28 protein-coding genes are annotated in these 21,532 nt (G+C 69.6%); 2 read left to right on the top strand and 26 right to left on the bottom strand.

From position 1 onward, the window contains the following. Positions 1–2: 2 nt before the first annotated feature. The 20 genes from rpmD to rpsJ all read right to left on the bottom strand — a co-directional run bounded on the left by rpmD (position 3) and on the right by rpsJ (position 9,235). Positions 3–185 (bottom strand): 50S ribosomal protein L30, encoded by a 183-nt coding sequence (gene rpmD / locus Cpa01nite_RS12800; RefSeq protein WP_146838591.1) that lies wholly within the window; start codon positions 183–185, stop codon positions 3–5. Then, on the bottom strand, positions 185–832 hold the full coding sequence (gene rpsE / locus Cpa01nite_RS12795) for a 30S ribosomal protein S5 (protein WP_203669146.1): 648 nt from the start codon (positions 830–832) through the stop codon (positions 185–187). Before rpsE ends, rpmD begins: the two co-directional genes overlap by 1 nt. Positions 833–869: 37 nt before the next feature. Continuing rightward, on the bottom strand, positions 870–1,241 hold the full coding sequence (gene rplR, locus Cpa01nite_RS12790) for a 50S ribosomal protein L18 (RefSeq protein WP_203669145.1): 372 nt from the start codon (positions 1,239–1,241) through the stop codon (positions 870–872). Between the two features lie 3 nt (positions 1,242–1,244). After that, complete coding sequence (gene rplF, locus Cpa01nite_RS12785) at positions 1,245–1,784, bottom strand: 50S ribosomal protein L6 (protein ID WP_203669144.1); 540 nt, start codon at positions 1,782–1,784, stop codon at positions 1,245–1,247. A 25-nt stretch (positions 1,785–1,809) separates the two neighbouring features. Beyond that, positions 1,810–2,208, bottom strand: coding sequence for a 30S ribosomal protein S8 (rpsH, locus tag Cpa01nite_RS12780; RefSeq protein ID WP_147794352.1), 399 nt, complete (start codon positions 2,206–2,208; stop codon positions 1,810–1,812). Positions 2,209–2,290: 82 nt separating this feature from the next. Then, positions 2,291–2,476, bottom strand: coding sequence for a type Z 30S ribosomal protein S14 (locus Cpa01nite_RS12775; protein ID WP_122147680.1), 186 nt, complete (start codon positions 2,474–2,476; stop codon positions 2,291–2,293). Between the two features lies 1 nt (position 2,477). Continuing rightward, a complete protein-coding gene (gene rplE / locus Cpa01nite_RS12770; protein WP_147794353.1) occupies positions 2,478–3,059 on the bottom strand; it encodes a 50S ribosomal protein L5 in 582 nt (193 codons plus the stop codon). After that, on the bottom strand, positions 3,059–3,406 hold the full coding sequence (gene rplX / locus Cpa01nite_RS12765) for a 50S ribosomal protein L24 (RefSeq protein ID WP_154728251.1): 348 nt from the start codon (positions 3,404–3,406) through the stop codon (positions 3,059–3,061). Before rplX ends, rplE begins: the two co-directional genes overlap by 1 nt. Position 3,407: 1 nt before the next feature. Then, a complete protein-coding gene (rplN, locus tag Cpa01nite_RS12760) occupies positions 3,408–3,776 on the bottom strand; it encodes a 50S ribosomal protein L14 (protein ID WP_146838605.1) in 369 nt (122 codons plus the stop codon). Positions 3,777–3,855: 79 nt separating this feature from the next. Further along, the gene (gene rpsQ / locus Cpa01nite_RS12755; protein ID WP_203669143.1) at positions 3,856–4,149 is read right to left on the bottom strand and encodes a 30S ribosomal protein S17; all 294 of its coding nucleotides are present in this window, start codon (positions 4,147–4,149) and stop codon (positions 3,856–3,858) included. A 7-nt stretch (positions 4,150–4,156) separates the two neighbouring features. Continuing rightward, the gene (gene rpmC, locus Cpa01nite_RS12750; RefSeq protein ID WP_109130752.1) at positions 4,157–4,396 is read right to left on the bottom strand and encodes a 50S ribosomal protein L29; all 240 of its coding nucleotides are present in this window, start codon (positions 4,394–4,396) and stop codon (positions 4,157–4,159) included. Further along, positions 4,396–4,812 (bottom strand): 50S ribosomal protein L16, encoded by a 417-nt coding sequence (rplP, locus tag Cpa01nite_RS12745; protein WP_122147685.1) that lies wholly within the window; start codon positions 4,810–4,812, stop codon positions 4,396–4,398. The genes rpmC and rplP overlap by 1 nt, the downstream gene beginning before the upstream one ends. 3 nt (positions 4,813–4,815) lie before the next feature. After that, on the bottom strand, positions 4,816–5,655 hold the full coding sequence (rpsC, locus tag Cpa01nite_RS12740; protein ID WP_203669142.1) for a 30S ribosomal protein S3: 840 nt from the start codon (positions 5,653–5,655) through the stop codon (positions 4,816–4,818). Positions 5,656–5,657: 2 nt separating this feature from the next. Next, positions 5,658–6,023, bottom strand: a complete 366-nt coding sequence (gene rplV / locus Cpa01nite_RS12735) for a 50S ribosomal protein L22 (RefSeq protein WP_147794357.1) — start codon at positions 6,021–6,023, stop codon at positions 5,658–5,660. Positions 6,024–6,079: 56 nt separating this feature from the next. Next, positions 6,080–6,361, bottom strand: coding sequence for a 30S ribosomal protein S19 (gene rpsS, locus Cpa01nite_RS12730; RefSeq protein ID WP_146838615.1), 282 nt, complete (start codon positions 6,359–6,361; stop codon positions 6,080–6,082). Between the two features lie 16 nt (positions 6,362–6,377). Beyond that, positions 6,378–7,214 carry a 50S ribosomal protein L2 gene (rplB, locus tag Cpa01nite_RS12725; RefSeq protein WP_147794359.1) on the bottom strand — a complete coding sequence of 279 codons (837 nt, stop codon included), beginning with the start codon at positions 7,212–7,214 and terminating at the stop codon, positions 6,378–6,380. 33 nt (positions 7,215–7,247) lie between these two features. Beyond that, positions 7,248–7,550 (bottom strand): 50S ribosomal protein L23, encoded by a 303-nt coding sequence (gene rplW, locus Cpa01nite_RS12720; protein WP_203669141.1) that lies wholly within the window; start codon positions 7,548–7,550, stop codon positions 7,248–7,250. After that, positions 7,547–8,239, bottom strand: coding sequence for a 50S ribosomal protein L4 (gene rplD, locus Cpa01nite_RS12715; protein WP_203669182.1), 693 nt, complete (start codon positions 8,237–8,239; stop codon positions 7,547–7,549). The genes rplW and rplD overlap by 4 nt, the downstream gene beginning before the upstream one ends. A 5-nt stretch (positions 8,240–8,244) precedes the next feature. After that, complete coding sequence (gene rplC / locus Cpa01nite_RS12710; RefSeq protein WP_203669140.1) at positions 8,245–8,904, bottom strand: 50S ribosomal protein L3; 660 nt, start codon at positions 8,902–8,904, stop codon at positions 8,245–8,247. A gap of 22 nt (positions 8,905–8,926) precedes the next feature. Continuing rightward, on the bottom strand, positions 8,927–9,235 hold the full coding sequence (gene rpsJ / locus Cpa01nite_RS12705; protein ID WP_122147693.1) for a 30S ribosomal protein S10: 309 nt from the start codon (positions 9,233–9,235) through the stop codon (positions 8,927–8,929). 456 nt (positions 9,236–9,691) lie between these two features. Here rpsJ and Cpa01nite_RS12700 point away from each other — a divergent pair, with 456 nt between their 5' ends. After that, positions 9,692–10,066, top strand: coding sequence for a DUF485 domain-containing protein (locus Cpa01nite_RS12700; protein WP_203669139.1), 375 nt, complete (start codon positions 9,692–9,694; stop codon positions 10,064–10,066). Next, a complete protein-coding gene (locus tag Cpa01nite_RS12695; RefSeq protein WP_203669138.1) occupies positions 10,066–11,649 on the top strand; it encodes a monocarboxylic acid transporter in 1,584 nt (527 codons plus the stop codon). Before Cpa01nite_RS12700 ends, Cpa01nite_RS12695 begins: the two co-directional genes overlap by 1 nt. 75 nt (positions 11,650–11,724) lie before the next feature. Here Cpa01nite_RS12695 and Cpa01nite_RS12690 read toward each other — a convergent pair whose 3' ends face one another. The 6 genes from Cpa01nite_RS12690 to Cpa01nite_RS12665 form a co-directional block, all read right to left on the bottom strand. After that, positions 11,725–12,642: a hypothetical protein gene (locus Cpa01nite_RS12690; RefSeq protein WP_203669137.1), complete on the bottom strand. Its 918-nt coding sequence runs from the start codon at positions 12,640–12,642 to the stop codon at positions 11,725–11,727. Between the two features lie 224 nt (positions 12,643–12,866). Then, positions 12,867–14,057 carry an elongation factor Tu gene (gene tuf / locus Cpa01nite_RS12685; RefSeq protein WP_147794364.1) on the bottom strand — a complete coding sequence of 397 codons (1,191 nt, stop codon included), beginning with the start codon at positions 14,055–14,057 and terminating at the stop codon, positions 12,867–12,869. Positions 14,058–14,180: 123 nt separating this feature from the next. After that, positions 14,181–16,298 (bottom strand): elongation factor G, encoded by a 2,118-nt coding sequence (gene fusA, locus Cpa01nite_RS12680; RefSeq protein ID WP_203669136.1) that lies wholly within the window; start codon positions 16,296–16,298, stop codon positions 14,181–14,183. 42 nt (positions 16,299–16,340) lie between these two features. Then, on the bottom strand, positions 16,341–16,811 hold the full coding sequence (gene rpsG / locus Cpa01nite_RS12675; RefSeq protein ID WP_122147699.1) for a 30S ribosomal protein S7: 471 nt from the start codon (positions 16,809–16,811) through the stop codon (positions 16,341–16,343). A 4-nt stretch (positions 16,812–16,815) separates the two neighbouring features. Beyond that, positions 16,816–17,184 (bottom strand): 30S ribosomal protein S12, encoded by a 369-nt coding sequence (rpsL, locus tag Cpa01nite_RS12670; protein ID WP_147794366.1) that lies wholly within the window; start codon positions 17,182–17,184, stop codon positions 16,816–16,818. A gap of 446 nt (positions 17,185–17,630) precedes the next feature. Then, positions 17,631–21,500, bottom strand: coding sequence for a DNA-directed RNA polymerase subunit beta' (locus tag Cpa01nite_RS12665; protein WP_203669135.1), 3,870 nt, complete (start codon positions 21,498–21,500; stop codon positions 17,631–17,633). Positions 21,501–21,532: the final 32 nt, after the last annotated feature.

Below are 21,532 nucleotides of genomic sequence, written 5' to 3'. Positions count from 1 at the left end.
CGTCACTCCACCTCCTCGACCGCGACCAGGTGCGTCACCGTCTTGACCATGCCGCGGATCTCAGGACGGTCCTCCTTGACGACGACGTCGCCGATCCGCTTGAGGCCCAGGGTGCGCAGCGTGTCGCGCTGGTTCTGCTTGCCGCCGATGGCGGACTTCGTCTGGGTCACCTTGAGGCGGGCCATCAGGCACCCACCTTCTCCGTCTTCGCGGCACGACCCGCGGCCTGCGCCTTGAGCAGCGACGCCGGGGCGACGTGCTCGAGCGGCAGACCACGGCGCGCGGCGACGGCGGCCGGCTCCTCGAGACCCTTCAGCGCGGCGACCGTGGCGTGCACGATGTTGATCGCGTTGGAGGAGCCGAGGGACTTCGACAGGATGTCGTGGACGCCGGCGCACTCGAGCACCGCACGCACCGGACCGCCGGCGATCACGCCGGTACCCGGGGACGCGGGGCGCAGGAAGACGACGCCGGCGGCGGCCTCACCCTGGATGGGGTGGGTGATGGTGCCCTGGATGCGGGGGACGCGGAAGAAGTTCTTCTTCGCCTCCTCGACACCCTTGGCGATCGCCGCGGGCACCTCCTTGGCCTTGCCGTAGCCGACACCGACCGTGCCGTCGCCGTCGCCGACGACGACCAGGGCGGTGAAGCTGAAGCGACGGCCACCCTTGACGACCTTGGCGACGCGGTTGATGGAGACGACGCGCTCGAGGAACGCGCTCTTCTCGGCGGCGTCGCCCCGGCGGCCGTCGCGACGACCGCCGTCGCGGCGGTCACCGCCGCCCTGGCCCTGGGGAGCTCCGCCCGTGTTGCTGCGCTGAGGAGCAGCCATCAGTGGATCCTCTTCTTCCGTGCGGGAATGGTCGTCGTCACAGCGCCAGGCCGCCTTCGCGGGCGGCGTCGGCGACCGCGGCCACCCGTCCGTGATACTTGTTGCCGCCGCGGTCGAAGACCACCGCGTCGATGCCGGCCGCCTTGGCGCGCTCGGCGATCAGCTCGCCGACGCGACGGGCCTTGTCCGTCTTGTCGCCCTCGGCGGCACGCAGGTCCACCTCGAGGGTCGAGGCGGAGACCAGGGTGCGGCCCACGGCGTCGTCGACGACCTGCGCGACGAGGTTGCGGTTCGACCGGGTGACGACCAGGCGGGGACGCGCGGCGGTGCCGGCGACCTTCTTGCGCAGCCGGAGGTGGCGGCGCCGACGGGCCTTGAACTTGCCCTTACCGATGATGCTGATCGCCATGGCTCACTTACCAGCCTTTCCGACCTTGCGGCGGACGTTCTCGCCGGCGTAGCGCACGCCCTTGCCCTTGTACGGCTCGGGCTTGCGGATCTTGCGGATGTTCGCGGCGACCTCGCCCACCTGCTGCTTGTCGATGCCCGAGACCGAGAACTTGGTCGGGGACTCGACCGCGAAGGTGATGCCGGCGGGCGGCGTCACGGACACGGGGTGGCTGAAGCCGAGCGCGAACTCGAGCGCGTCACCCTTGGCCGTCACGCGGTAACCGGTGCCGACGATCTCCAGCTTCTTCTCGTAGCCGGCGGTGACGCCGGTGACGAGGTTCGCCAGGAGGGTGCGCGTGAGGCCGTGCAGCGACCGCGAGAGGCGCTCGTCGTTCGGACGGGTGACCACGAGGGCCCCCTCGTCGTCGCGGGCGACCTCGATGGGCGACGCGACCGTGTGCGTGAGGGTGCCCTTGGGGCCCTTCACCGTCACGACGGCGCCGTTGATGGAAACATCCACGCCGGCCGGGACCGAAACGGGGATTCTGCCGATACGAGACATTGGCTAGCTCCTTTCCGTCTCGGAATTACCAGACGTAGGCGAGGACTTCCCCACCCACGCCCTTCTTGGCGGCCTGCTTGTCCGTCAGGAGACCGGAGGACGTGGACAGGATCGCCACGCCCAGGCCGCCGAGGACCTTCGGCAGGTTGGTGGACTTCGCGTACACCCGGAGGCCGGGCTTCGACACGCGCTTGATGCCGGCGAGCGCACGCTCGCGGCTCGGGCCGTACTTCAGCTCGACCACGAGGTTCTTGCCCACGCGGGCGTCCTCGGTGGTCCAGCCGGAGATGTAGCCCTCGGCCTGCAGGATCTCCGCGATGTGCGACTTCAGCTTCGAGTACGGGATGGTCACCGTGTCGTGGTGCGCCGAGTTCGCGTTGCGCAGACGCGTCAGGAAGTCTGCGATCGGGTCGGTCATCGTCATGGGGGCTATCGCCCTTCCTCGCCGTGGTTTCCGCGGCGGCCGCCCGTGAGGGCGGCGCGCCGCGGACCTGCGACGTCGTTGTTTACCAGCTGCTCTTGGTCACACCGGGGAGCTGGCCCGCGTGGGCCATCTCGCGCACGCAGATCCGGCACAGGCCGAACTTGCGGTACACGGAGTGCGGACGCCCGCAGCGCTGGCACCGGGTGTAGGCCCGCACGGCGAACTTCTGCTTGCCCGCGGCCTTGTTGATCAGGGCGGTCTTCGCCATGTCAGTTCTCCTCCTTGAACGGGAAGCCCAGGTGCTTCAGCAGCGCCCGGCCCTCCGCGTCCGTGGTCGCGGTGGTGACCACCGTGATGTCCATGCCCCGGACCCGGTCGATCTTGTCCTGGTCGATCTCGTGGAACATCGACTGCTCGGTCAGACCGAAGGTGTAGTTGCCGTGGCCGTCGAACTGCTTCGGCGACAGCCCGCGGAAGTCGCGGATGCGCGGCAGCGCGGTCGACAGCAGGCGGTCCAGGAACTCCCAGGCACGGTCGCCGCGCAGCGTGACGTGCGCGCCGATCGGCATGCCCTCGCGCAGCTTGAACTGCGCGATGGACTTGCGGGCCTTGGTGACCTGCGGCTTCTGACCCGTGATCTGCTGGAGGTCGCGGATCGCGCCCTCGATCAGCTTCGAGTCCTTGGCCGCGTCGCCGACACCCATGTTCACGACGACCTTCACCAGGCGCGCGACCTGGTTCACGTTCTCGTGGGAGAACTCCTCGCGGAGCGCCGTGCGGATGGCGTCGTTGTACCGGACCTTCAGGCGCGGGACCGGGTAGGCGCGCGTCGTCTCGTCGGTGGCGGTCATCAGATGTCCTTACCGGAGCGCTTGGCGACGCGGACCCGAACGGTGCGGGTCCGGCCGTCGCGCTCGACCTGCTCGGTGCGGTAGCCGACCCGGGTACCGCGCTTGGTCTCCGGGTCGACCAGCATCACGTTGCTGATGTGGATGGGGGCCTCGACCGTCTCGATGCCACCGGTGCGGGAGCCGCGCTGGCTCTGGCCGACCTTGGTGTGCTTCGTGATGCGGTGCACGCCCTCGACGAGGACGCGGTCGCGGTCCGTCAGGACCTCGAGGACGCGCCCCTGCTTGCCCCGGTCCTTGCGGGAGCCGGAGATGACGACCACGAGGTCGCCCTTCTTGATCTTCGCCATGTCAGAGCACCTCCGGCGCCAGCGAGATGATCTTCATGAACTTCTTGTCGCGCAGCTCGCGGCCCACGGGGCCGAAGATGCGCGTGCCACGGGGCTCACCGTCGTTCTTGAGGATCACGGCGGCGTTCTCGTCGAACTTGATGTACGAGCCGTCCACGCGCCGGCGCTCCTTGCGGGTGCGCACGACGACCGCCTTGACGACGTCGCCCTTCTTGACGTTGCCGCCGGGGATCGCGTCCTTGACGGTGGCGACGATCACGTCACCGATACCGGCGTAGCGACGGCCCGAGCCACCGAGAACGCGGATGCAGAGGATCTCCTTCGCACCCGTGTTGTCGGCGACCCGAAGTCGCGACTCCTGCTGAATCATCTATCGAACTCCTGTCGTCTGCCGGTTCTCGCGCTGGGCGAGCCTGGCCGAACGGATAGTGGACGAGAAGGCGGGCGCCTTACTTCGCCTTCTCGAGGATCTCCACCAGACGCCACCGCTTGGTGGCGGAGAGCGGGCGGGTCTCCATGATGAGGACCAGGTCACCGACGCCGGCCGTGCTGGCCTCGTCGTGCGCCTTGACCTTGCTGGTCCGCCGGATGACCTTGCCGTAGAGCGGGTGCTTGACCCGGTCCTCGACCTCGACCACGACGGTCTTGTCCATCTTGTCGCTGACCACGTAGCCGCGCCGCGTCTTGCGGTAGGGACGGGTCGTCCCCGTGGCGGTGGTGGCCTCGTTGGTGTTCTCGCTCATCGAGTCCTCACTCGCTCGCGCTGGGCGCGGTCCGGATGCCGAGCTCGCGCTCGCGCAGGATCGTGTAGATCCGGGCGATGTCGCGACGCACGGCCTTGAGGCGGCCGTGGCTCTCGAGCTGACCGGTGGCCGACTGGAAGCGCAGGTTGAACAGCTCCTCCTTGGCCTTCTTCAGCTCGGCCACGAGGCGCTCGTCGTCGAAGGCGTCCAGCTCGGTGGGAGCCAGGTCCTTGGTGCCGATAGCCATCAGTTACCACCCTCGCGAACCACGAAACGGGTCTTCATCGGGAGCTTGTGCTGCGCGCGGCGCATGGCCTCGCGAGCCAGGGGCTCCGGGACGCCGGCGAGCTCGAACATCACTCGGCCGGGCTTGACGTTGGCGATCCACCACTCCGGCGAACCCTTACCGGAACCCATGCGGGTCTCGGCGGGCTTCTTGGTGAGCGGACGGTCCGGGTAGATGTTGATCCAGACCTTGCCGCCACGCTTGATGTGGCGGGTCATCGCGATACGAGCAGCCTCGATCTGGCGGTTCGTGACGTAGGCCGGCTCCAGAGCCTGGATGCCGAACTCGCCGAACGAGATCGCGGTGCCACCGGTCGCGGCGCCGGAGCGCCCCGGGTGGTGCTGCTTGCGGTGCTTCAGCCTGCGCGGGATCAGCACGGCTCAGGCCTCCGTTCCGGTCTCAGGAGCGGACGTCGCCTCGGCGGCCGGAGCAGCGGTGGCCTCGGCCGCGGGGGCCTCGGTCCGCTCGTTCCGGCGGCCGCCGCCACGCGGGCCACGGTCGCCGCCGCGGTCGCCACGGTCCCCACGGGGGCCGCGGGACTGGCGCGGGGCCTGCGTGGCCTGCTCGCGGGCGAAGTCGCGCTCGGTCATGTCGCCCTTGTAGACCCAGACCTTCACGCCGATGCGGCCGAAGGTCGTGCGGGCCTCGAAGAAGCCGTAGTCGATGTTCGCGCGGAGCGTGTGCAGGGGCACGCGGCCCTCGCGGTAGAACTCCGTGCGGCTCATCTCCGCGCCGCCGAGGCGGCCGGAGACCTGCACGCGGATGCCCTTGGCGCCGGCGCGCTGCGCGGACTGCATGCCCTTGCGCATCGCACGACGGAAGGACACGCGCGACGCGAGCTGCTCGGCGATGCCCTGCGCGACCAGCTGCGCCTCGATCTCGGCGTTCTTGACCTCGAGGATGTTGAGCTGGACCTGCTTGCCCGTGAGCTTCTCGAGCTCGCCGCGGATGCGGTCCGCCTCGGCGCCGCGGCGGCCGATGACGATGCCCGGGCGCGCGGTGTGGATGTCGACGCGGACGCGGTCACGCGTGCGCTCGATCTCCACCTTCGCGATGCCCGCGCGCTCGAGACCCGTGCTCATGAGCTTGCGGATCTGCACGTCCTCGCGGACGTAGTCGCGGTACCGCTGACCCGGCTTGGTCGAGTCGGCGAACCACCGCGAGCGGTGGTCGGTCGTGATGCCCAGGCGGTACCCGAGCGGGTTGACCTTCTGTCCCACTGTCAGGCCCTTCCCTTCGTCTCACGCTCGGCGACGACCACGGTGATGTGGCTCGTGCGCTTGAGGATCTGGCTCGCGCGGCCCTGCGCCCGGGGGCGGAACCGCTTCAGCGTCGGACCCTCGTCCACGAACGCCTCGGCCACGTAGAGGTTGCCCTCGTCGAAGCGCTCACCGGCACGCTTGGCGCCCTCGCGGGCGTTCGCGATCGCCGACTCGACGACCTTGAGGACCGTCTCACCAGCGGCCTGCGGCGCGAACTTCAGCGTCGACACGGCCTCGCCGGCCTGCTTGCCACGGATGAGGTCCACGACGCGCCGGGCCTTCTGGGGCGTGACACGGACGAACCGCGCCTTCGCCTTGGCTTCCATTGCTGTCCTGCCTTCTTGTCTCTGCCGTCGGGGCAGTCGCTCGGCTGACCCGGGGGTCAGCGGCGACGGCCCTTCCGGTCGTCCTTCTCGTGGCCGCGGAACGTGCGCGTCGGGGCGAACTCGCCGAGCTTGTGCCCGACCATCGACTCCGTCACGAACACCGGCGTGTGCTTGCGGCCGTCGTGCACCGCGAACGTGTGGCCCAGGAAGTCCGGGGTGATCATCGAACGACGCGACCACGTCTTGATGACGTTCTTGGTGCCGGCGGCGTTCTGCGCGTCGACCTTCTTCTGCAGGTGCCCGTCGACGAAGGGCCCCTTCTTCAGGCTGCGAGGCATGTCTCCCGGCTCCCTATCAGCGCTTCTTGCCGGTGCGGCGGCGACGGACGATGAGCTTGTCGCTCGGCTTGTTCGGACGACGCGTGCGGCCCTCCGGCTGGCCCCACGGGCTCACCGGGTGACGACCACCGGACGTCTTGCCCTCACCACCACCGTGCGGGTGGTCGATCGGGTTCATCGCGACACCGCGGACCGAGGGGCGCTTGCCCTTCCAGCGCATGCGGCCGGCCTTGCCCCAGTTGATGTTCGACTGCTCGGCGTTGCCCACCTCGCCGACCGTGGCGCGGCAGCGCAGGTCGACGTTGCGGATCTCGCCGGACGGCATGCGGAGCTGCGCGTACGGCCCGTCCTTCGCGACCAGCTGCACCGAGGCACCCGCGGAGCGGGCGATCTTGGCGCCGCCACCGGGCTTGAGCTCGATGGCGTGGATCGTGGTACCGGTCGGGATGTTGCGCAGCGGCAGGTTGTTGCCGGGCTTGATGTCGGCACCGGCGCCGTTCTCGACGACGTCGCCCTGCTTCAGCTTGTTCGGCGCGATGATGTAGCGCTTCTCGCCGTCCGCGTAGTGCAGCAGCGCGATGCGCGCCGTGCGGTTCGGGTCGTACTCGATGTGCGCGACCTTGGCCGGCACGCCGTCCTTGTCGTGACGACGGAAGTCGATCACGCGGTAGGCGCGCTTGTGGCCACCACCCTGGTGCCGCATGGTGACGCGGCCGGTCGAGTTACGACCACCGGTCTTGTGCAGCGGGCGGACCAGAGACTTCTCCGGCGTGGAGCGCGTGATCTCGACGAAGTCGGCGACGCTCGCGCCGCGGCGCCCCGGCGTCGTCGGCTTGTACTTACGGATTCCCATGGGGATCTGTCCTCAATCTGCTCTCGGGCCCGGTCAGCCGACCGGTCCGCCGAAGATGTCGATCGTGCCCTCGCGGAGGGTGACGATCGCGCGCTTCGTGTCCTTGCGCTTGCCGATGCCGGAACGGGTCCGCCGCGTCTTGCCCTTGCGGTTGATCGTGTTCACGGAGTCGACCTTGACCGAGAAGACCTGCTCGACGGCGATCTTGATCTCGGTCTTGTTCGCGCGCGGGTCGACGATGAAGGTGTACTTGCCCTCGTCGAGGAGCCCGTAGCTCTTCTCGGAGACGACCGGCGCGATCAGGATGTCGCGGGGGTCCTTGGCGACGGCGGTCACTTGGCGTCCTCCTCGGCCTCGGACGACGTCGCGACGGCGGTCGCGCCGCGGCCCTTGACGGGACCGGCGAGGAACGTGTCGAGCGCGCCCTGGGTGAACACGACGTCGTCGGAGACGAGCACGTCGTAGGTGTTGAGCTGGTCGGCGACGAGCAGGTGGACCCGCTCGACGTTCCGCAGCGACTTCCAGGCCAGCTCGTCCGCGCGCTCCACGACCACGAGGACGTGCTTGCGGCCGGACAGCGTGTCCAGGACCTGCAGCGCGGCCTTGGTCGAGGGGGCCTCGTCGATGCCGAAGCCCGTCACCACGTGCACGCGGCCGGCGCGGGCGCGGTCCGAGAGAGCACCGCGGAGCGCCGCGGCCTTCATCTTCTTCGGGGTCCGCTGGGTGTAGTCGCGCGGGGTCGGGCCGTGGACGGTGCCACCGCCGGCGAACTGCGGCGCACGGGTCGAGCCCTGACGGGCGCGGCCGGTGCCCTTCTGCTTGTACGGCTTCTTGCCACCACCGCGGACCTCGCCGCGGGTCTTGGTGTCGTGGGTGCCCTGGCGCGCGGCGGCGAGCTGGGCGACGACCACCTGGTGGATCAGCGGGACGTTCGTCTGCGCGTCGAACACCTCACCGGGCAGGTCGGCGGTGCCGGCCTTCTTGCCCTGGGCGTCGAGCACGTCGACGGTCAGCGTCTCGGACATGAGGTTCATGCCCCCTTCACGGCGGTACGCACGACGACGACGCCGCGCTTCGGGCCCGGAACCGCGCCCTTGAGCAGCAGCAGACCCTTCTCGGCGTCGACCGCGTGGACGGTCAGGTTCTGGGTGGTCTGGCGGGCGGCGCCCATGCGACCGGCCATCCGCAGGCCCTTGAACACGCGCGACGGCGTCGAGGCGCCACCGATCGAGCCCGGCTTGCGGTGGTTGCGGTGCGCACCGTGCGAGGCGCCCACACCGGCGAACCCGTGGCGCTTCATGACACCGGCGGTGCCCTTGCCCTTGGTGGTGCCGATCACGTCGACCAGCGTGCCGGCCTCGAAGGCGGCCGCGGTGATCTCCTGGCCGAGCGTGAACTCGGCGGCGTCCGACGTGCGGATCTCGGCCACGTGCCGGCGGGGGGTGACCCCGGCCTTCTCGAAGTGGCCCTTGAGCGGCTTCGTGACCTTGCGCGGGTCCACCTGGCCGTAGGCCAGCTGCACCGCGGCGTAGCCGTCGGCCTCAGCGGAGCGCACCTGGGTCACGACGTTGGTGCCGACCGAGACGACCGTGACGGGGACGAGACGACCGTTGTCGTCCCAGACCTGCGTCATGCCGAGCTTCGTGCCGAGCACCGCCGTGACGGGGCGCGCGTTCTGCTGGGTAACCATGAAGATCAGTTCCTTCCCAGCGTCAGAGCTTGATCTCGATGTTCACGTCCGCGGGCAGGTCGAGACGCATGAGCGAGTCGACCGCCTTCGGCGTGGGATCGATGATGTCGATGAGCCGCTTGTGCGTGCGCATCTCGAAGTGCTCGCGGCTGTCCTTGTACTTGTGGGGCGACCGGATGACGACGAAGACGTTCTTCTCCGTCGGGAGCGGCACCGGGCCCACGACCGTCGCACCAGCGCGGCTCACCGTGTCGACGATCTTGCGCGCCGAGCTGTCGATGACCTCGTGGTCGTAGGACTTGAGCCGGATGCGGATCTTCTGTCCCGCCATGGCGTCGTCTGCTTCTCTCTCTCGAACTACTGGAGTCCGACCCCCGCGCTCGGGCGTGTCGCGTTTCGCGACGTTCCTCAGCGCCGGTCCCGTCCGGGTGCGCAGGGCGCGCGCCGGCCGGGACGAGGTCTTCGTTTGGTGATGAGTCCGACGCCGGGTGACCCCGGGCTTGCTGCTGGACTCGCACGCGTCCCGTGCCCGCTCGTCGGGGCGTCCGGGCGCACGCGCGCAGACACCCCCGTCGTCGGGCAACTTGTCTAGTGTGCCAGGCGGGGCCCGAAAGGTCCAACCGGACCTGCGTCACACCCGCGTGATCACGCGGCGCGCGGGCCGCGGAGCCGGGCCCCGGGGCGGCACGGGCGGCCCGGGGGCCTTGACCGGCGAGCGCCTGCCCCGTCAGGGTCGTGACCACGGTACCCGCGGGGGGCGCGGGTCCACGACGGAAGGGCGACGCCGATGTCGCACGACCCCGACCTGCCCGCGCGCGCCGGCACCACGACGGGCGGCCCGCCCGCTCCGCCCGGGCCGGACGACTGGGTCCGCGCGCAGGCGTCCCCCGAGTTCGCGGAGCTGCGCTCCCGGTTCCGCCGGTTCGCGTTCCCGATGACGGCGGCGTTCCTGGGCTGGTACCTGCTCTACGTGCTGCTGTCGACGTACGCCGAGGACCTCATGAGCACCCGCGTCGTGGGCGCGCTCAACGTCGGGCTGCTGCTCGGGCTCGGCCAGTTCGTGTCCACGTTCCTCATCACCTGGCTGTACGTGCGGCACGCGAACCGGCGGCTGGACCCGCTGGCGGACCGGATGCGCGGCGAGCTCGAGGGGGACGCCTGATGGACGTCGGCAACCCCTGGGTCAACATCGCGATCTTCGGCGCGTTCGTCGCCGTCACGCTCGTGGTCGTCGTGCGGGTGTCCCGCGGGCCGCGCCAGGCCGGCGACTTCTACCACGGCGGCCGCGCGTTCACGGGGCGGCAGAACGGCATCGCGATCGCGGGCGACTACCTCTCGGCCGCGTCGTTCCTCGGCATCGCCGGCGCCGTCGCCGTGTACGGGTACGACGGGCTGCTGTACTCCATCGGCTTCCTCGTCGCCTGGCTGGTGGCGCTGCTGCTGGTCGCCGAGCCGCTGCGCAACACCGGCAAGTACACGATGGCCGACGTCCTGAGCTTCCGGATGCGGCAGCGGCCCGTGCGCACCGCGGCCGCGATCTCGACGCTGGCGGTGTCGTTCTTCTACCTGCTCGCGCAGATGGCCGGCGCCGGCGGGCTCGTCGCTCTGCTGCTCGGCGTGCAGGACCAGCTCGGGCAGTCGCTGGTGATCGCGGTCGTCGGCGCGCTGATGATCGTCTACGTGCTGGTCGGCGGCATGAAGGGCACCACCTGGGTGCAGATCATCAAGGCCGTGCTGCTGATCGTCGGCGCCGGCGTGATGACCGTGTGGGTGCTGGTGCTCGACGGCGGCAACCTGTCGACGCTGCTCGAGCGGGCCTCGGCGGCGCACCCGGAGGGCGACCGGATCCTCGAGCCGATGCTGCAGTACGGCGCCTCGGACGCCTCGAAGCTCGGGTTCGTCTCGCTCGCCATCGCCCTGGTGCTCGGCGCGGCCGGGCTCCCCCACGTGCTCATGCGGTTCTACACGGTGCCGACCGCGCGCGAGGCCCGGCGGTCGGTCACGTGGGCGATCGGGCTCATCGGCGCGTTCTACCTGTTCACGCTGATCCTCGGGTTCGGCGCGGCGTACCTCGTCGGGGTGGACGCGATCCTCGCGGCGCCGGGCGGCGCGAACTCGGCGGCGCCGGCGCTGGCGTACGAGCTCGGCGGCACCCTGCTGCTCGGCATCATCGCGGCGGTCGCGTTCGCGACGATCCTCGCGGTGGTCGCGGGGCTGACGATCACCGCCGCGGCGTCGTTCGCGCACGACGTCTACAACGGCGTGCTCAAGGACGGGAAGGCGTCGCCGGAGAAGGAGGTGCGGGTCGCCCGGACCACGGCGGTCGTCGTCGGCCTGGTGTCGATCGTCGGCGGCGTGCTCGCGAACGGGCAGAACGTGGCGTTCCTCGTCTCGCTGGCCTTCGCGATCGCGGCCAGCGCCAACCTCCCGTCCATCCTGTACTCGCTGTACTGGCGCCGGTTCAGCACGCGCGGGTCGGTGTGGAGCATCTACGGCGGGCTGCTGTCGGCGCTGGTGCTCATCGTGTTCTCCCCCGTGGTCACCGGCTCGGAGACGGCGATGTTCCCGGGCGCGGACATCGCCTGGTTCCCGCTGGCGAACCCGGCGCTGGTGTCCGTGCCGATCGGGTTCCTGGCGGGCTGGCTGGGCACGGTGACGTCCTCGGACGCGGACCGCCTGAAGCAGGCGGAGATGGAGGTGCGCAGCCTGACGGGCGCCGGCGCGGAGCGCGCCACCCCGCACTGACCCCTGAGGGTGCATGAGACACGTCGAGGGTGCCCCCGTGTGGGCACCCTCGACGTGTATCGTGCACCGTCGTCGTCACCGTGCCGGGCGCAGGCCCGCCGTGGTGAGGCGGGTCGCGAGGTGGTTCGCGTCCAGGGCGTCCGCCCAGGTCCACCGGACCACCCGCCGACCCAGCGCGCGCACCCTGTCCTCGCGCTGCTTCTCGGCCCACAGCCGCTCCTCGACGGCACGGCGGTCGGCCACGCCGTCCGTCCGGTACTTCAGGCGACCGTCGAACTCGCCGACGAGACCGAGGTCCGCCCACCAGAAGTCGACCCGCGCGACAAGACCGTCGCCGTCGCGGAGCTCGTGCTGCAGGACCGGTCGCGGCACCCCGAGCTCGATCATGCGGGCGCGGCTCAGCGACTCCCCCGGCGACTCCGCCTCGGCGCGCGCCTCCGCGACGACCCGACGGGCGCGACGCACGCCGGGCTCACCCCCGGCGGCCTCCGACTCGCACCGCAGCTCGTCCGGGGTGGCCACGCCGGTGCGCAGCGCGTGGTCCGCGGCCACGAGCGCCGCCGCGAACCGGTCCCGGCGGGCCAGGTCGAGCACGGTCCGCGCGGCCGCCGTCACGCGCACGCCGTCCCGGAGCGCGACGGCAGGCGGACGTGCCGTCCGGTGCCGGACCACGCCGCGGGACGACCGCACCGTCGACGACGCGCCGACCAGCACCTCGACGCCCTGCGGCCAAGCGCCCAGGCGCGGGAGGCGCCACAGGGCGGCTGCGGACGCGTGGCTGAAGACCGCGTCCCGCATCCTCCGGGACGCGGCGACCACCAGGGCCCGGTAGCGACCGTCGGCGTCCAACGCCGCCCACCCGTCCGCGTCGGCGTAGGCCCCGTACCGGACGCGCACGAGCGACCCGGAGTCGCGCGCATCGCGCAGATCCGCACCCGACAGCCCGGTCCGCGCCTCGTCCTCCGCCGTCAGCACCTGCACGTCGCCGTCCACGCACCCACCCTCCCGCGCGAGAGGGTGGTCGGACCGGTTGTCCACAGGCCCAGTTGCCCGCGTCCTTGCCAGGGTGCACGAGACACGTCGAGAGTGCCCTCAGTGTGGGCACCCTCGACGTGTCCCGTGCACCGGGGGCGCCGGCGGCGGCCGGGAACGCAGCAGGGCCCGGGTGCCGAAGCACCCGGGCCCTGCTGGTGGATCAGTCCCCCGGAGGGGTCAGATCACTTGATGATCTTGGTGACGCGGCCCGAGCCGACGGTGCGGCCACCCTCGCGGATGGCGAAGCCGAGGCCCTCCTCCATCGCGATGGGCTGGATCAGCGTCACGGAGATCTCCGTGTTGTCGCCGGGCATGACCATCTCGGTGCCCTCGGGCAGCGTGATGACGCCGGTGACGTCCGTGGTCCGGAAGTAGAACTGCGGACGGTAGTTCGAGTAGAACGGGTTGTGACGCCCGCCCTCGTCCTTGGCCAGGATGTAGACCTGGCCCTCGAACTCGGTGTGCGGGGTGATCGAGCCCGGCTTCACGACGACCTGGCCGCGCTCGACGTCCTCGCGCTTGGTGCCGCGGAGCAGCAGACCGCAGTTCTCGCCGGCCCAGGCCTCGTCCATCTGCTTGTGGAACATCTCGATGCCGGTGACCGTGGTCTTCTGCGCCGGGCGGATGCCGACGATCTCGACCTCGGAGTTGATCTGCAGCTTGCCGCGGTCGACCTTGCCGGTGACGACGGTGCCACGACCGGTGATCGTGAAGACGTCCTCGATCGGCATGAGGAACGGCTTGTCCATGTCACGGACCGGCTCCGGGACGGACTCGTCCACGGCGTCCAGCAGGTCCTCGACCGACTTGACCCACTGGGCGTCGCCCTCGAGGGCCTTCAGGCCGGAGACGCGGATGACCGGCGCGTTGTCGCCGTCGAAGCCCTGCGACGACAGCAGCTCGCGGACCTCCATCTCGACGAGCTCGAGGATCTCCTCGTCGTCGACCATGTCGGACTTGTTGAGCGCCACGAGCAGGTAGGGCACGCCGACCTGACGGGCGAGCAGGACGTGCTCACGCGTCTGGGCCATCGGGCCGTCGGTGGCGGCGACCACGAGGATGGCGCCGTCCATCTGCGCCGCACCCGTGATCATGTTCTTGATGTAGTCGGCGTGACCCGGCGCGTCGACGTGAGCGTAGTGACGCTTCTCCGTCTGGTACTCGACGTGCGCGATGTTGATCGTGATGCCGCGCTGCTTCTCCTCGGGCGCCTTGTCGATCTCGTCGAACGGCGTGAAGGGGTTCAGCTCCGGGTACTTGTCGTGCAGCACCTTCGAGATGGCAGCGGTCAGCGTCGTCTTGCCGTGGTCGACGTGACCGATGGTCCCGATGTTGACGTGCGGCTTGGTCCGCTCGAACTTCGCCTTGCCCACTGGGTCCTCCTCAGGACTCTGGTGTAGAGATTGCCGAACGATGCGGGGGGCCGGAGCGGCCCCCCGCGGACGTGCGGTCCTACGGGTCGGTTTGGGTGGTCGTTCTTGGTTCGACCTGTGGGACTACTCGCCCCGGGTCTTCTTGATGATCTCGTCGGCAACATTCCGAGGAACCTCGGCGTAGCTGTCGAACTGCATCGAGTACACCGCACGACCCTGGGTCTTGGACCGCAGGTCGCCGACGTAGCCGAACATCTCGGAGAGCGGCACCTGGGCGCGGATCACCTTCACGCCCGTCGCGTCCTCCATGGACTGGATCATGCCGCGACGCGAGTTGATGTCGCCGATGACGTCGCCCATGTAGTCCTCGGGCGTCCGCACCTCGACGGCCATGACCGGCTCTAGGAGGACCGGGTCCGCCTTGCGGACGGCCTCCTTGAGGATCATCGAGCCGGCGATCTTGAACGCCATCTCGGACGAGTCGACGTCGTGCGCCGCACCGTCGAGCAGCGTGGCCTTGATGCCGACCAGCGGGAAGCCGGCCAGCACGCCGAGCTGCATGGCGCTCTGGATGCCCTGGTCGACCGACGGGATGTACTCGCGCGGGACGCGACCACCGGTGACCGCGTTCTCGAACGCGTACAGCTCGCCGTCCTCGGACTCCAGCGGCTCGAAGGTCATCTGGACCTTCGCGAACTGGCCCGAGCCACCCGTCTGCTTCTTGTGCGTGTAGTCGATCTTCTCCACCTTGCGGCGGATCGTCTCGCGGTACGCCACCTGCGGCTTGCCGACGTTCGCCTCGACCTTGAACTCGCGCCGCATGCGGTCGACGAGGATGTCGAGGTGGAGCTCGCCCATGCCGCCGATGACGGTCTGGCCGGTCTCCTCGTCCAGGCGGACGCGGAAGGTCGGGTCCTCCTCAGCGAGCTTCTGGATCGCCGTGGAGAGCTTCTCCTGGTCGGCCTTCGTCTTCGGCTCGATGGCCACGTCGATGACCGGCTCGGGGAAGGTCATCGACTCGAGGATGACCTGCGAGCCCATGTCCGACAGGGTGTCACCGGTGGTGACGTCCTTCAGGCCGATAAACGCGTAGATGTGGCCGGCCGTCGCCTCGTCGACCGGGTTCTCCTTGTTGGCGTGCATCTGGAAGATCTTCCCGATGCGCTCCTTCTTGCCCTTGGTCGAGTTCATGACCTGGGCGCCCTGCACGACCTTCCCCGAGTACACGCGGATGAAGGTGAGCTTGCCGAAGAACGGGTGCGCGGCGATCTTGAACGCCAGGGCCGAGAACGGCTCGGTGGCGTCCGGGTGGCGCTCGATGACGACGTCCGCGTCCTTGACGTCGTGGCCCTGGATGGCCGGGACGTCGAGGGGCGACGGGAGGTAGTCGACGACGGCGTCGAGCATGGGCTGGACGCCCTTGTTCTTGAACGCCGAGCCGCAGAGGACCGGGAAGGCCTCGCCGGAGATGGTGAGCTTGCGGATGCCGGCCTTGATCTCGGCGACCGTGAGCTCCTCACCGCCCAGGAACTTCTCGAGCAGCTCGTCGTCCGTCTCGGCGACGGCCTCGAGCAGCTCGCTGCGGAACTGCTCGGCCCGCTCCTGGAGGTCGGCCGGGATCTCCTCGATCTCGTACTTCGCGCCCATCTCGGTCTCGCCGCGCCACACGAGCGCGCGCATCTCGACCAGGTCGACGACGCCGATGAAGTCGTTCTCGGAGCCGATCGGCAGCTGGATGACCAGCGGCTTGGCCTTGAGGCGGTTCACGATCGTGTCGACCGTGAAGTAGAAGTCCGCGCCCAGCTTGTCCATCTTGTTGACGAAGCAGATGCGGGGGACCTCGTACTTGTCGGCCTGGCGCCACACGGTCTCCGACTGGGGCTCCACGCCCTCCTTGCCGTCGAACACCGCGACCGCGCCGTCGAGCACGCGCAGCGAGCGCTCCACCTCGACGGTGAAGTCCACGTGACCGGGGGTGTCGATGACGTTGATCTGCGTCTCGTTCGACTTGCCCTTGTTCCAGAAGGCGGTCACAGCAGCGGACGTGATCGTGATGCCACGCTCCTGCTCCTGCTCCATCCAGTCCGTGGTCGACGCGCCGTCGTGGGTCTCGCCGATCTTGTAGTTGACGCCCGTGTAGTACAGGATCCGCTCGGTCGTCGTGGTCTTGCCGGCATCGATGTGCGCCATGATGCCGATGTTCCGGACCTTGTTCAGGTCCGTGAGCACGTCCAGTGCCACAGGTTCAGCCCCTCGGTAGTGGGGTCCGCCCTACTGCTGGGATTACCAGCGGTAGTGGGCGAACGCCTTGTTGGACTCGGCCATCTTGTGCATGTCCTCGCGGCGCTTCACCGCGGCGCCCAGGCCGTTGCTGGCGTCGAGGATCTCGTTCATGAGGCGCTCGGTCATGGTCTTCTCGCGGCGAGCGCGCGAGTAGTCCGTGAGCCAGCGCAGCGCGAGCGTGGTCTGGCGGACGGGGCGGACCTCGACCGGGACCTGGTAGGTGGCGCCACCGACGCGGCGGGAGCGGACCTCGAGCGACGGGCGGACGTTGTCCAGCGCGCGCTTCAGCACGACGACCGGGTCGCCCTGGGTCTTCTCGCGGACGCCCTCGAGCGCGCCGTAGACGATGGCCTCGGCGACGGACTTCTTGCCGTCGAGGAGGACCTTGTTGATGAGCTGCGTGACGACCGGCGAGCCGTAGACGGGGTCGACGATCAGCGGCCGGCGGGGGGCGGGACCCTTACGAGGCATCGGTTCAGCCCTTCTTCGCGCCGTAGCGGCTGCGCGCCTGCTTACGGTTCTTCACGCCCTGGGTGTCCAGAGCACCACGGATGATCTTGTAGCGCACACCGGGGAGGTCCTTCACACGACCGCCGCGCACGAGCACGATCGAGTGCTCCTGCAGGTTGTGGCCCTCACCGGGGATGTACGCGGTGACCTCGATGCCCGAGGAGAGCTTGACGCGCGCGACCTTGCGGAGAGCCGAGTTCGGCTTCTTCGGGGTGGTCGTGTAGACGCGGGTGCACACACCGCGCCGCTGCGGGCTGCCCTTGAGGGCAGGCGTCTTCGACTTGTTCGTCTTCGCCTGCCGGCCCTTGCGGACCAGCTGCTGGATCGTAGGCACTACGTCTCCGTCTTGTTGATGAGTCTGGTCTGACCGGCACCCGTCACCCTGGACGGCCGGCAATGGTCCGGATCGTCGCCCGTCGCGCGACTACCCCGAGAGGTCTTGCGTCCCGCTCCGGCCCCCGCACCCGGGCGTGTCGACCCCGTCCTGCTCCGCACACCGGGTCCCGGAGGTCCGGGGACGGGTGCGGTGGGGGGCGATCCACCCGGCGCCCCACGTGGTGACCACGTGAGCGCGCGCGAGAGCCCGACGGCGCGGGCACGGTGTCCCACGTTACTCGGCCGTCACCCCAGGGTCAAAGCACCTGGTGACGGTCGGACGGTGGGACGTCCATCACAACAGCGGGGACCGCGCGGGTGTTCCCGCGCGGCCCCGCACGGCCGAGGGGGCCCGGTCGCGCACGCGGCGCGGCCGGACCCCCTCGGACCGGATGAGGGTCTCGATCAGCGGTAGTCGCCGAAGTCGATGTCCTCGAGCGGGATCGCCTCGCCCGAGCCGAGGCCCAGGGCGGGGAAGTCGATCTCGTCGTAGCCGAAGGACGGGTACAGCTCGGCCTTCGCCTCCTCGGTCGGCTCGACCGCCACCTCGTGGTACCGGGGCAGACCGGTGCCGGCGGGGATCAGCTTGCCGAGGATCACGTTCTCCTTCAGGCCCAGCAGCGGGTCGGACCGGCCCGACATCGCGGCCTCGGTGAGGACGCGGGTCGTCTCCTGGAAGGACGCCGCCGACAGCCACGAGTCCGTCGCGAGCGACGCCTTCGTGATACCCATCAGCTCCGGACGACCCGAGGCCGGCTGACCGCCCTCGGCGACCGCCCGGCGGTTCGCGTCCTCGAACCGGCCGCGCTCGGCCAGCTCGCCCGGCAGCAGGTCCGTGTCACCCGAGTCGAGCACGGTCACGCGACGCAGCATCTGCCGCACGATGACCTCGATGTGCTTGTCGTGGATGTCCACGCCCTGGGAGTTGTAGACCTCCTGGACCTCGTCCACCAGGTGCTTCTGCGTGGCGCGCGGGCCGAGGATGCGCAGGACCTTCTTCGGGTCCACCGCACCCTGGACCAGCTGCGTGCCGACCTCGACGTGGTCGCCGTCGGACACGAGCAGGCGCGAGCGCTTGGTGATCGGGTAGGCGATCTCCTCCGAGCCGTCGTCCGGCGTCAGCACGATGCGCCGCGTGCGGTCCGCCTCGTCGATGGCGATGCGGCCGGAGAACTCCGCGATGGGGCTCTCACCCTTGGGGGTGCGGGCCTCGAAGAGCTCCTGGACACGCGGCAGACCCTGCGTGATGTCCTCGGCCGACGCGACACCACCGGTGTGGAAGGTCCGCATGGTCAGCTGCGTACCGGGCTCACCGATGGACTGCGCCGCGATGATGCCGACGGCCTCGCCGATGTCCACCAGCTTGCCGGTGGCCAGGGAGCGGCCGTAGCACTTGGCGCAGGTGCCGACGCGCGACTCGCAGGTCAGCACGGAGCGGACCTTGAGCGACTCGACGCCGGCCGCCAGCAGGCGGTCGAGCAGGACGTCGCCGACGTCGTCGCCCGAGTTCCCGATGACCTCGCCGTCGATCTCGACGGCGGTGGCCAGGGTCCGCGCGTAGACGCTGGTCTCGACCTTGTCGTGCCGGCGCAGCGTGCCGTCGCCGGCGGCCACGCCGATCGGCATGGTCAGGCCGCGCTCGGTGCCGCAGTCCTCCTCGCGGACGATGACGTCCTGGGAGACGTCCACCAGACGACGGGTCAGGTAGCCCGAGTCGGCGGTCCGCAGCGCGGTGTCCGCCAGACCCTTGCGGGCGCCGTGCGTCGCGATGAAGTACTCCAGGACCGACAGGCCCTCGCGGTAGTTGGACTTGATCGGGCGCGGGATGATCTCGCCCTTCGGGTTCGCCACGAGGCCGCGCATGCCGGCGATCTGGCGGACCTGCATCCAGTTACCACGCGCGCCCGAGCCGACCATCCGGAACACGGTGTTGCGGGCGGAGAAGTTCTCCTGCATCGCCTTGGCGACCTTGTCGGTGGCCTGCGTCCAGATCTCGATGAGCTCCTGGCGACGCTCGTCGTCGGTGATGAGGCCCTTGTCGTACTGGCCCTGCACCTTCGCCGCGCGCGCCTCGTGGTCCGTCAGGATCTCCTGCTTGGCGGACGGGGCCGCCACGTCGGAGATCGCGATGGTCACGCCCGAGCGGGTGGCCCAGCGGAAGCCGGCCTCCTTCAGGGCGTCCAGCGAGGCGGCGACCTCGACCTTCGGGTACCGCTCCGCGAGGTCGTTGACGATGACGGAGAGGCGCTTCTTGTCGACGACGCCGTTCTCGTACGGGTAGTCCACCGGCAGCAGCTCGTTGAACAGCGCCCGGCCGAGCGAGGTCTCGAACAGGAACGGCTCGTCGGCCGAGAAGCCCTCGGGCTCCTGGCCGGGGCCGAACACGAGGCCCTCCATGCGGATCTTCACGACCGCGTTGAGGTCCAGCGAGCCCTGGTCGAAGGCCATGATCGCCTCGGACACCGAGCTGAACGCCCGGCCGGCACCCTTCGCCTCGTCCTTGTCGGACGTCAGGTGGAACAGGCCGATGATCATGTCCTGCGAGGGCATGGTCACCGGACGGCCGTCCGACGGCTTCAGGATGTTGTTGCTCGAGAGCATGAGGATGCGGGCCTCGGCCTGCGCCTCCGCGCTCAGGGGCAGGTGCACGGCCATCTGGTCGCCGTCGAAGTCGGCGTTGAACGCGCCGCAGACGAGCGGGTGCAGGTGGATCGCCTTGCCCTCGACCAGCTGGGGCTCGAACGCCTGGATGCCGAGACGGTGCAGCGTGGGCGCACGGTTCAGCAGCACCGGGTGCTCGGTGATGACCTCCTCGAGCACGTCCCACACGACCGGGCGGGCGCGCTCGACCATGCGCTTGGCCGACTTGATGTTCTGCGCGTGGTTCAGGTCGACCAGGCGCTTCATCACGAACGGCTTGAACAGCTCGAGCGCCATCTGCTTGGGCAGACCGCACTGGTGCAGCTTGAGCTGCGGGCCGACGACGATGACCGAACGGCCCGAGTAGTCGACGCGCTTGCCGAGCAGGTTCTGGCGGAACCGGCCCTGCTTGCCCTTGAGCATGTCGGAGATCGACTTGAGCGGACGGTTGCCGGGGCCCGTGACCGGGCGGCCGCGGCGGCCGTTGTCGAACAGCGAGTCCACGGCCTCCTGGAGCATCCGCTTCTCGTTGTTGACGATGATCTCCGGCGCGCCCAGGTCCAGGAGCCGCTTGAGGCGGTTGTTCCGGTTGATGACGCGGCGGTACAGGTCGTTCAGGTCGGACGTGGCGAACCGGCCGCCGTCGAGCTGCACCATCGGGCGCAGGTCCGGCGGGATGACCGGGACGGCGTCCAGCACCATGCCGGTCGGCGAGTTCGTCGTGGTGAGGAACGCGTTGACGACCTTGAGGCGCTTGAGCGCGCGGGTCTTCCGCTGGCCCTTGCCGGTGCGGATGATCTCGCGCAGGTTCTCGGCCTCGGCGTCCAGGTCGAACGCCTCGAGGCGCTTCTGGATCGCCGCGGCGCCCATCGAGCCCTCGAAGTAGTTGCCGTAGCGGTCCTGCAGCTGGCGGTAGAGCAGCTCGTCGCCCTCGAGGTCGGCGACCTTGAGGTTCTTGAACTTGTCCCAGATGGTGTCCAGGCGCTCGATCTCGGCGTCCGCGCGCTTGCGGATCTGCGCCATCTCGCGCTCGGCCGAGTCGCGGACCTTGCGGCGCGCGTCCGCCTTGGCACCCTCGGCCTCGAGCTCGGCCAGGTCGGCCTCGAGCTTCGACGCGCGGGTGTTGATGTCGTTGTCGCGGCGGTCCGCGATCTCCTTGCGCTCCAGGTCGATCTCGTTCTGGAGGTTCGGGAGGTCCTCCTGGCGGCCGTCGGTGTCGACCCACGTGATCATGTACGCCGCGAAGTAGATGACCTTCTCGAGGTCCTTCGGGGCGAGGTCGAGCAGGTAGCCGAGGCGCGAGGGCACGCCCTTGAAGAACCAGATGTGCGTGACCGGCGCGGCGAGCTCGATGTGGCCCATGCGCTCACGGCGCACCTTCGAGCGGGTCACCTCGACGCCGCAGCGCTCGCAGATGATGCCCTTGAAGCGCACGCGCTTGTACTTGCCGCAGTAGCACTCCCAGTCCCGGGTGGGGCCGAAGATCTTCTCGCAGAAGAGCCCGTCCTTCTCCGGCTTCAGGGTGCGGTAGTTGATGGTCTCGGGCTTCTTGACCTCGCCGTGCGACCAGGTCCGGATGTCGTCGGCCGTGGCCAGGCCGATGCGCAGCTCGTCGAAGACGTTGACGTCGAGCAAGGGGTCCTACTTCCTTCGCATGCCGGGGCGCT

Origin of the sequence: Cellulomonas pakistanensis (assembly GCF_016862755.1) — a bacterium.
GTDB classification, from domain to species: Bacteria; Actinomycetota; Actinomycetes; order Actinomycetales; family Cellulomonadaceae; genus Cellulomonas; species Cellulomonas pakistanensis.
The sequence above is the reverse complement of the archived record's forward strand: the minus strand, read 5'-3'. Positions and strand labels throughout refer to the sequence as shown.

Bases quoted from the DNA above. Each gene is read 5' to 3' on its own strand.
- rpmD (WP_146838591.1), bottom strand. From the start codon at position 185: ATGGCCCGCCTCAAGGTGACCCAGACGAAGTCCGCCATCGGCGGCAAG.
- rpsE (WP_203669146.1), bottom strand. From the start codon at position 832: ATGGCTGCTCCTCAGCGCAGCAACACGGGCGGAGCTCCCCAGGGCCAG.
- rplR (WP_203669145.1), bottom strand. From the start codon at position 1,241: ATGGCGATCAGCATCATCGGTAAGGGCAAGTTCAAGGCCCGTCGGCGC.
- rplF (WP_203669144.1), bottom strand. From the start codon at position 1,784: ATGTCTCGTATCGGCAGAATCCCCGTTTCGGTCCCGGCCGGCGTGGAT.
- rpsH (WP_147794352.1), bottom strand. From the start codon at position 2,208: ATGACGATGACCGACCCGATCGCAGACTTCCTGACGCGTCTGCGCAAC.
- Cpa01nite_RS12775 (WP_122147680.1), bottom strand. From the start codon at position 2,476: ATGGCGAAGACCGCCCTGATCAACAAGGCCGCGGGCAAGCAGAAGTTC.
- rplE (WP_147794353.1), bottom strand. From the start codon at position 3,059: ATGACCGCCACCGACGAGACGACGCGCGCCTACCCGGTCCCGCGCCTG.
- rplX (WP_154728251.1), bottom strand. From the start codon at position 3,406: ATGGCGAAGATCAAGAAGGGCGACCTCGTGGTCGTCATCTCCGGCTCC.
- rplN (WP_146838605.1), bottom strand. From the start codon at position 3,776: ATGATTCAGCAGGAGTCGCGACTTCGGGTCGCCGACAACACGGGTGCG.
- rpsQ (WP_203669143.1), bottom strand. From the start codon at position 4,149: ATGAGCGAGAACACCAACGAGGCCACCACCGCCACGGGGACGACCCGT.
- rpmC (WP_109130752.1), bottom strand. From the start codon at position 4,396: ATGGCTATCGGCACCAAGGACCTGGCTCCCACCGAGCTGGACGCCTTC.
- rplV (WP_147794357.1), bottom strand. From the start codon at position 6,023: ATGGAAGCCAAGGCGAAGGCGCGGTTCGTCCGTGTCACGCCCCAGAAG.
- rpsS (WP_146838615.1), bottom strand. From the start codon at position 6,361: ATGCCTCGCAGCCTGAAGAAGGGGCCCTTCGTCGACGGGCACCTGCAG.
- rplB (WP_147794359.1), bottom strand. From the start codon at position 7,214: ATGGGAATCCGTAAGTACAAGCCGACGACGCCGGGGCGCCGCGGCGCG.
- rplD (WP_203669182.1), bottom strand. From the start codon at position 8,239: ATGTCCGAGACGCTGACCGTCGACGTGCTCGACGCCCAGGGCAAGAAG.
- rplC (WP_203669140.1), bottom strand. From the start codon at position 8,904: ATGGTTACCCAGCAGAACGCGCGCCCCGTCACGGCGGTGCTCGGCACG.
- rpsJ (WP_122147693.1), bottom strand. From the start codon at position 9,235: ATGGCGGGACAGAAGATCCGCATCCGGCTCAAGTCCTACGACCACGAG.
- Cpa01nite_RS12700 (WP_203669139.1), top strand. From the start codon at position 9,692: ATGTCGCACGACCCCGACCTGCCCGCGCGCGCCGGCACCACGACGGGC.
- Cpa01nite_RS12695 (WP_203669138.1), top strand. From the start codon at position 10,066: ATGGACGTCGGCAACCCCTGGGTCAACATCGCGATCTTCGGCGCGTTC.
- rpsG (WP_122147699.1), bottom strand. From the start codon at position 16,811: ATGCCTCGTAAGGGTCCCGCCCCCCGCCGGCCGCTGATCGTCGACCCC.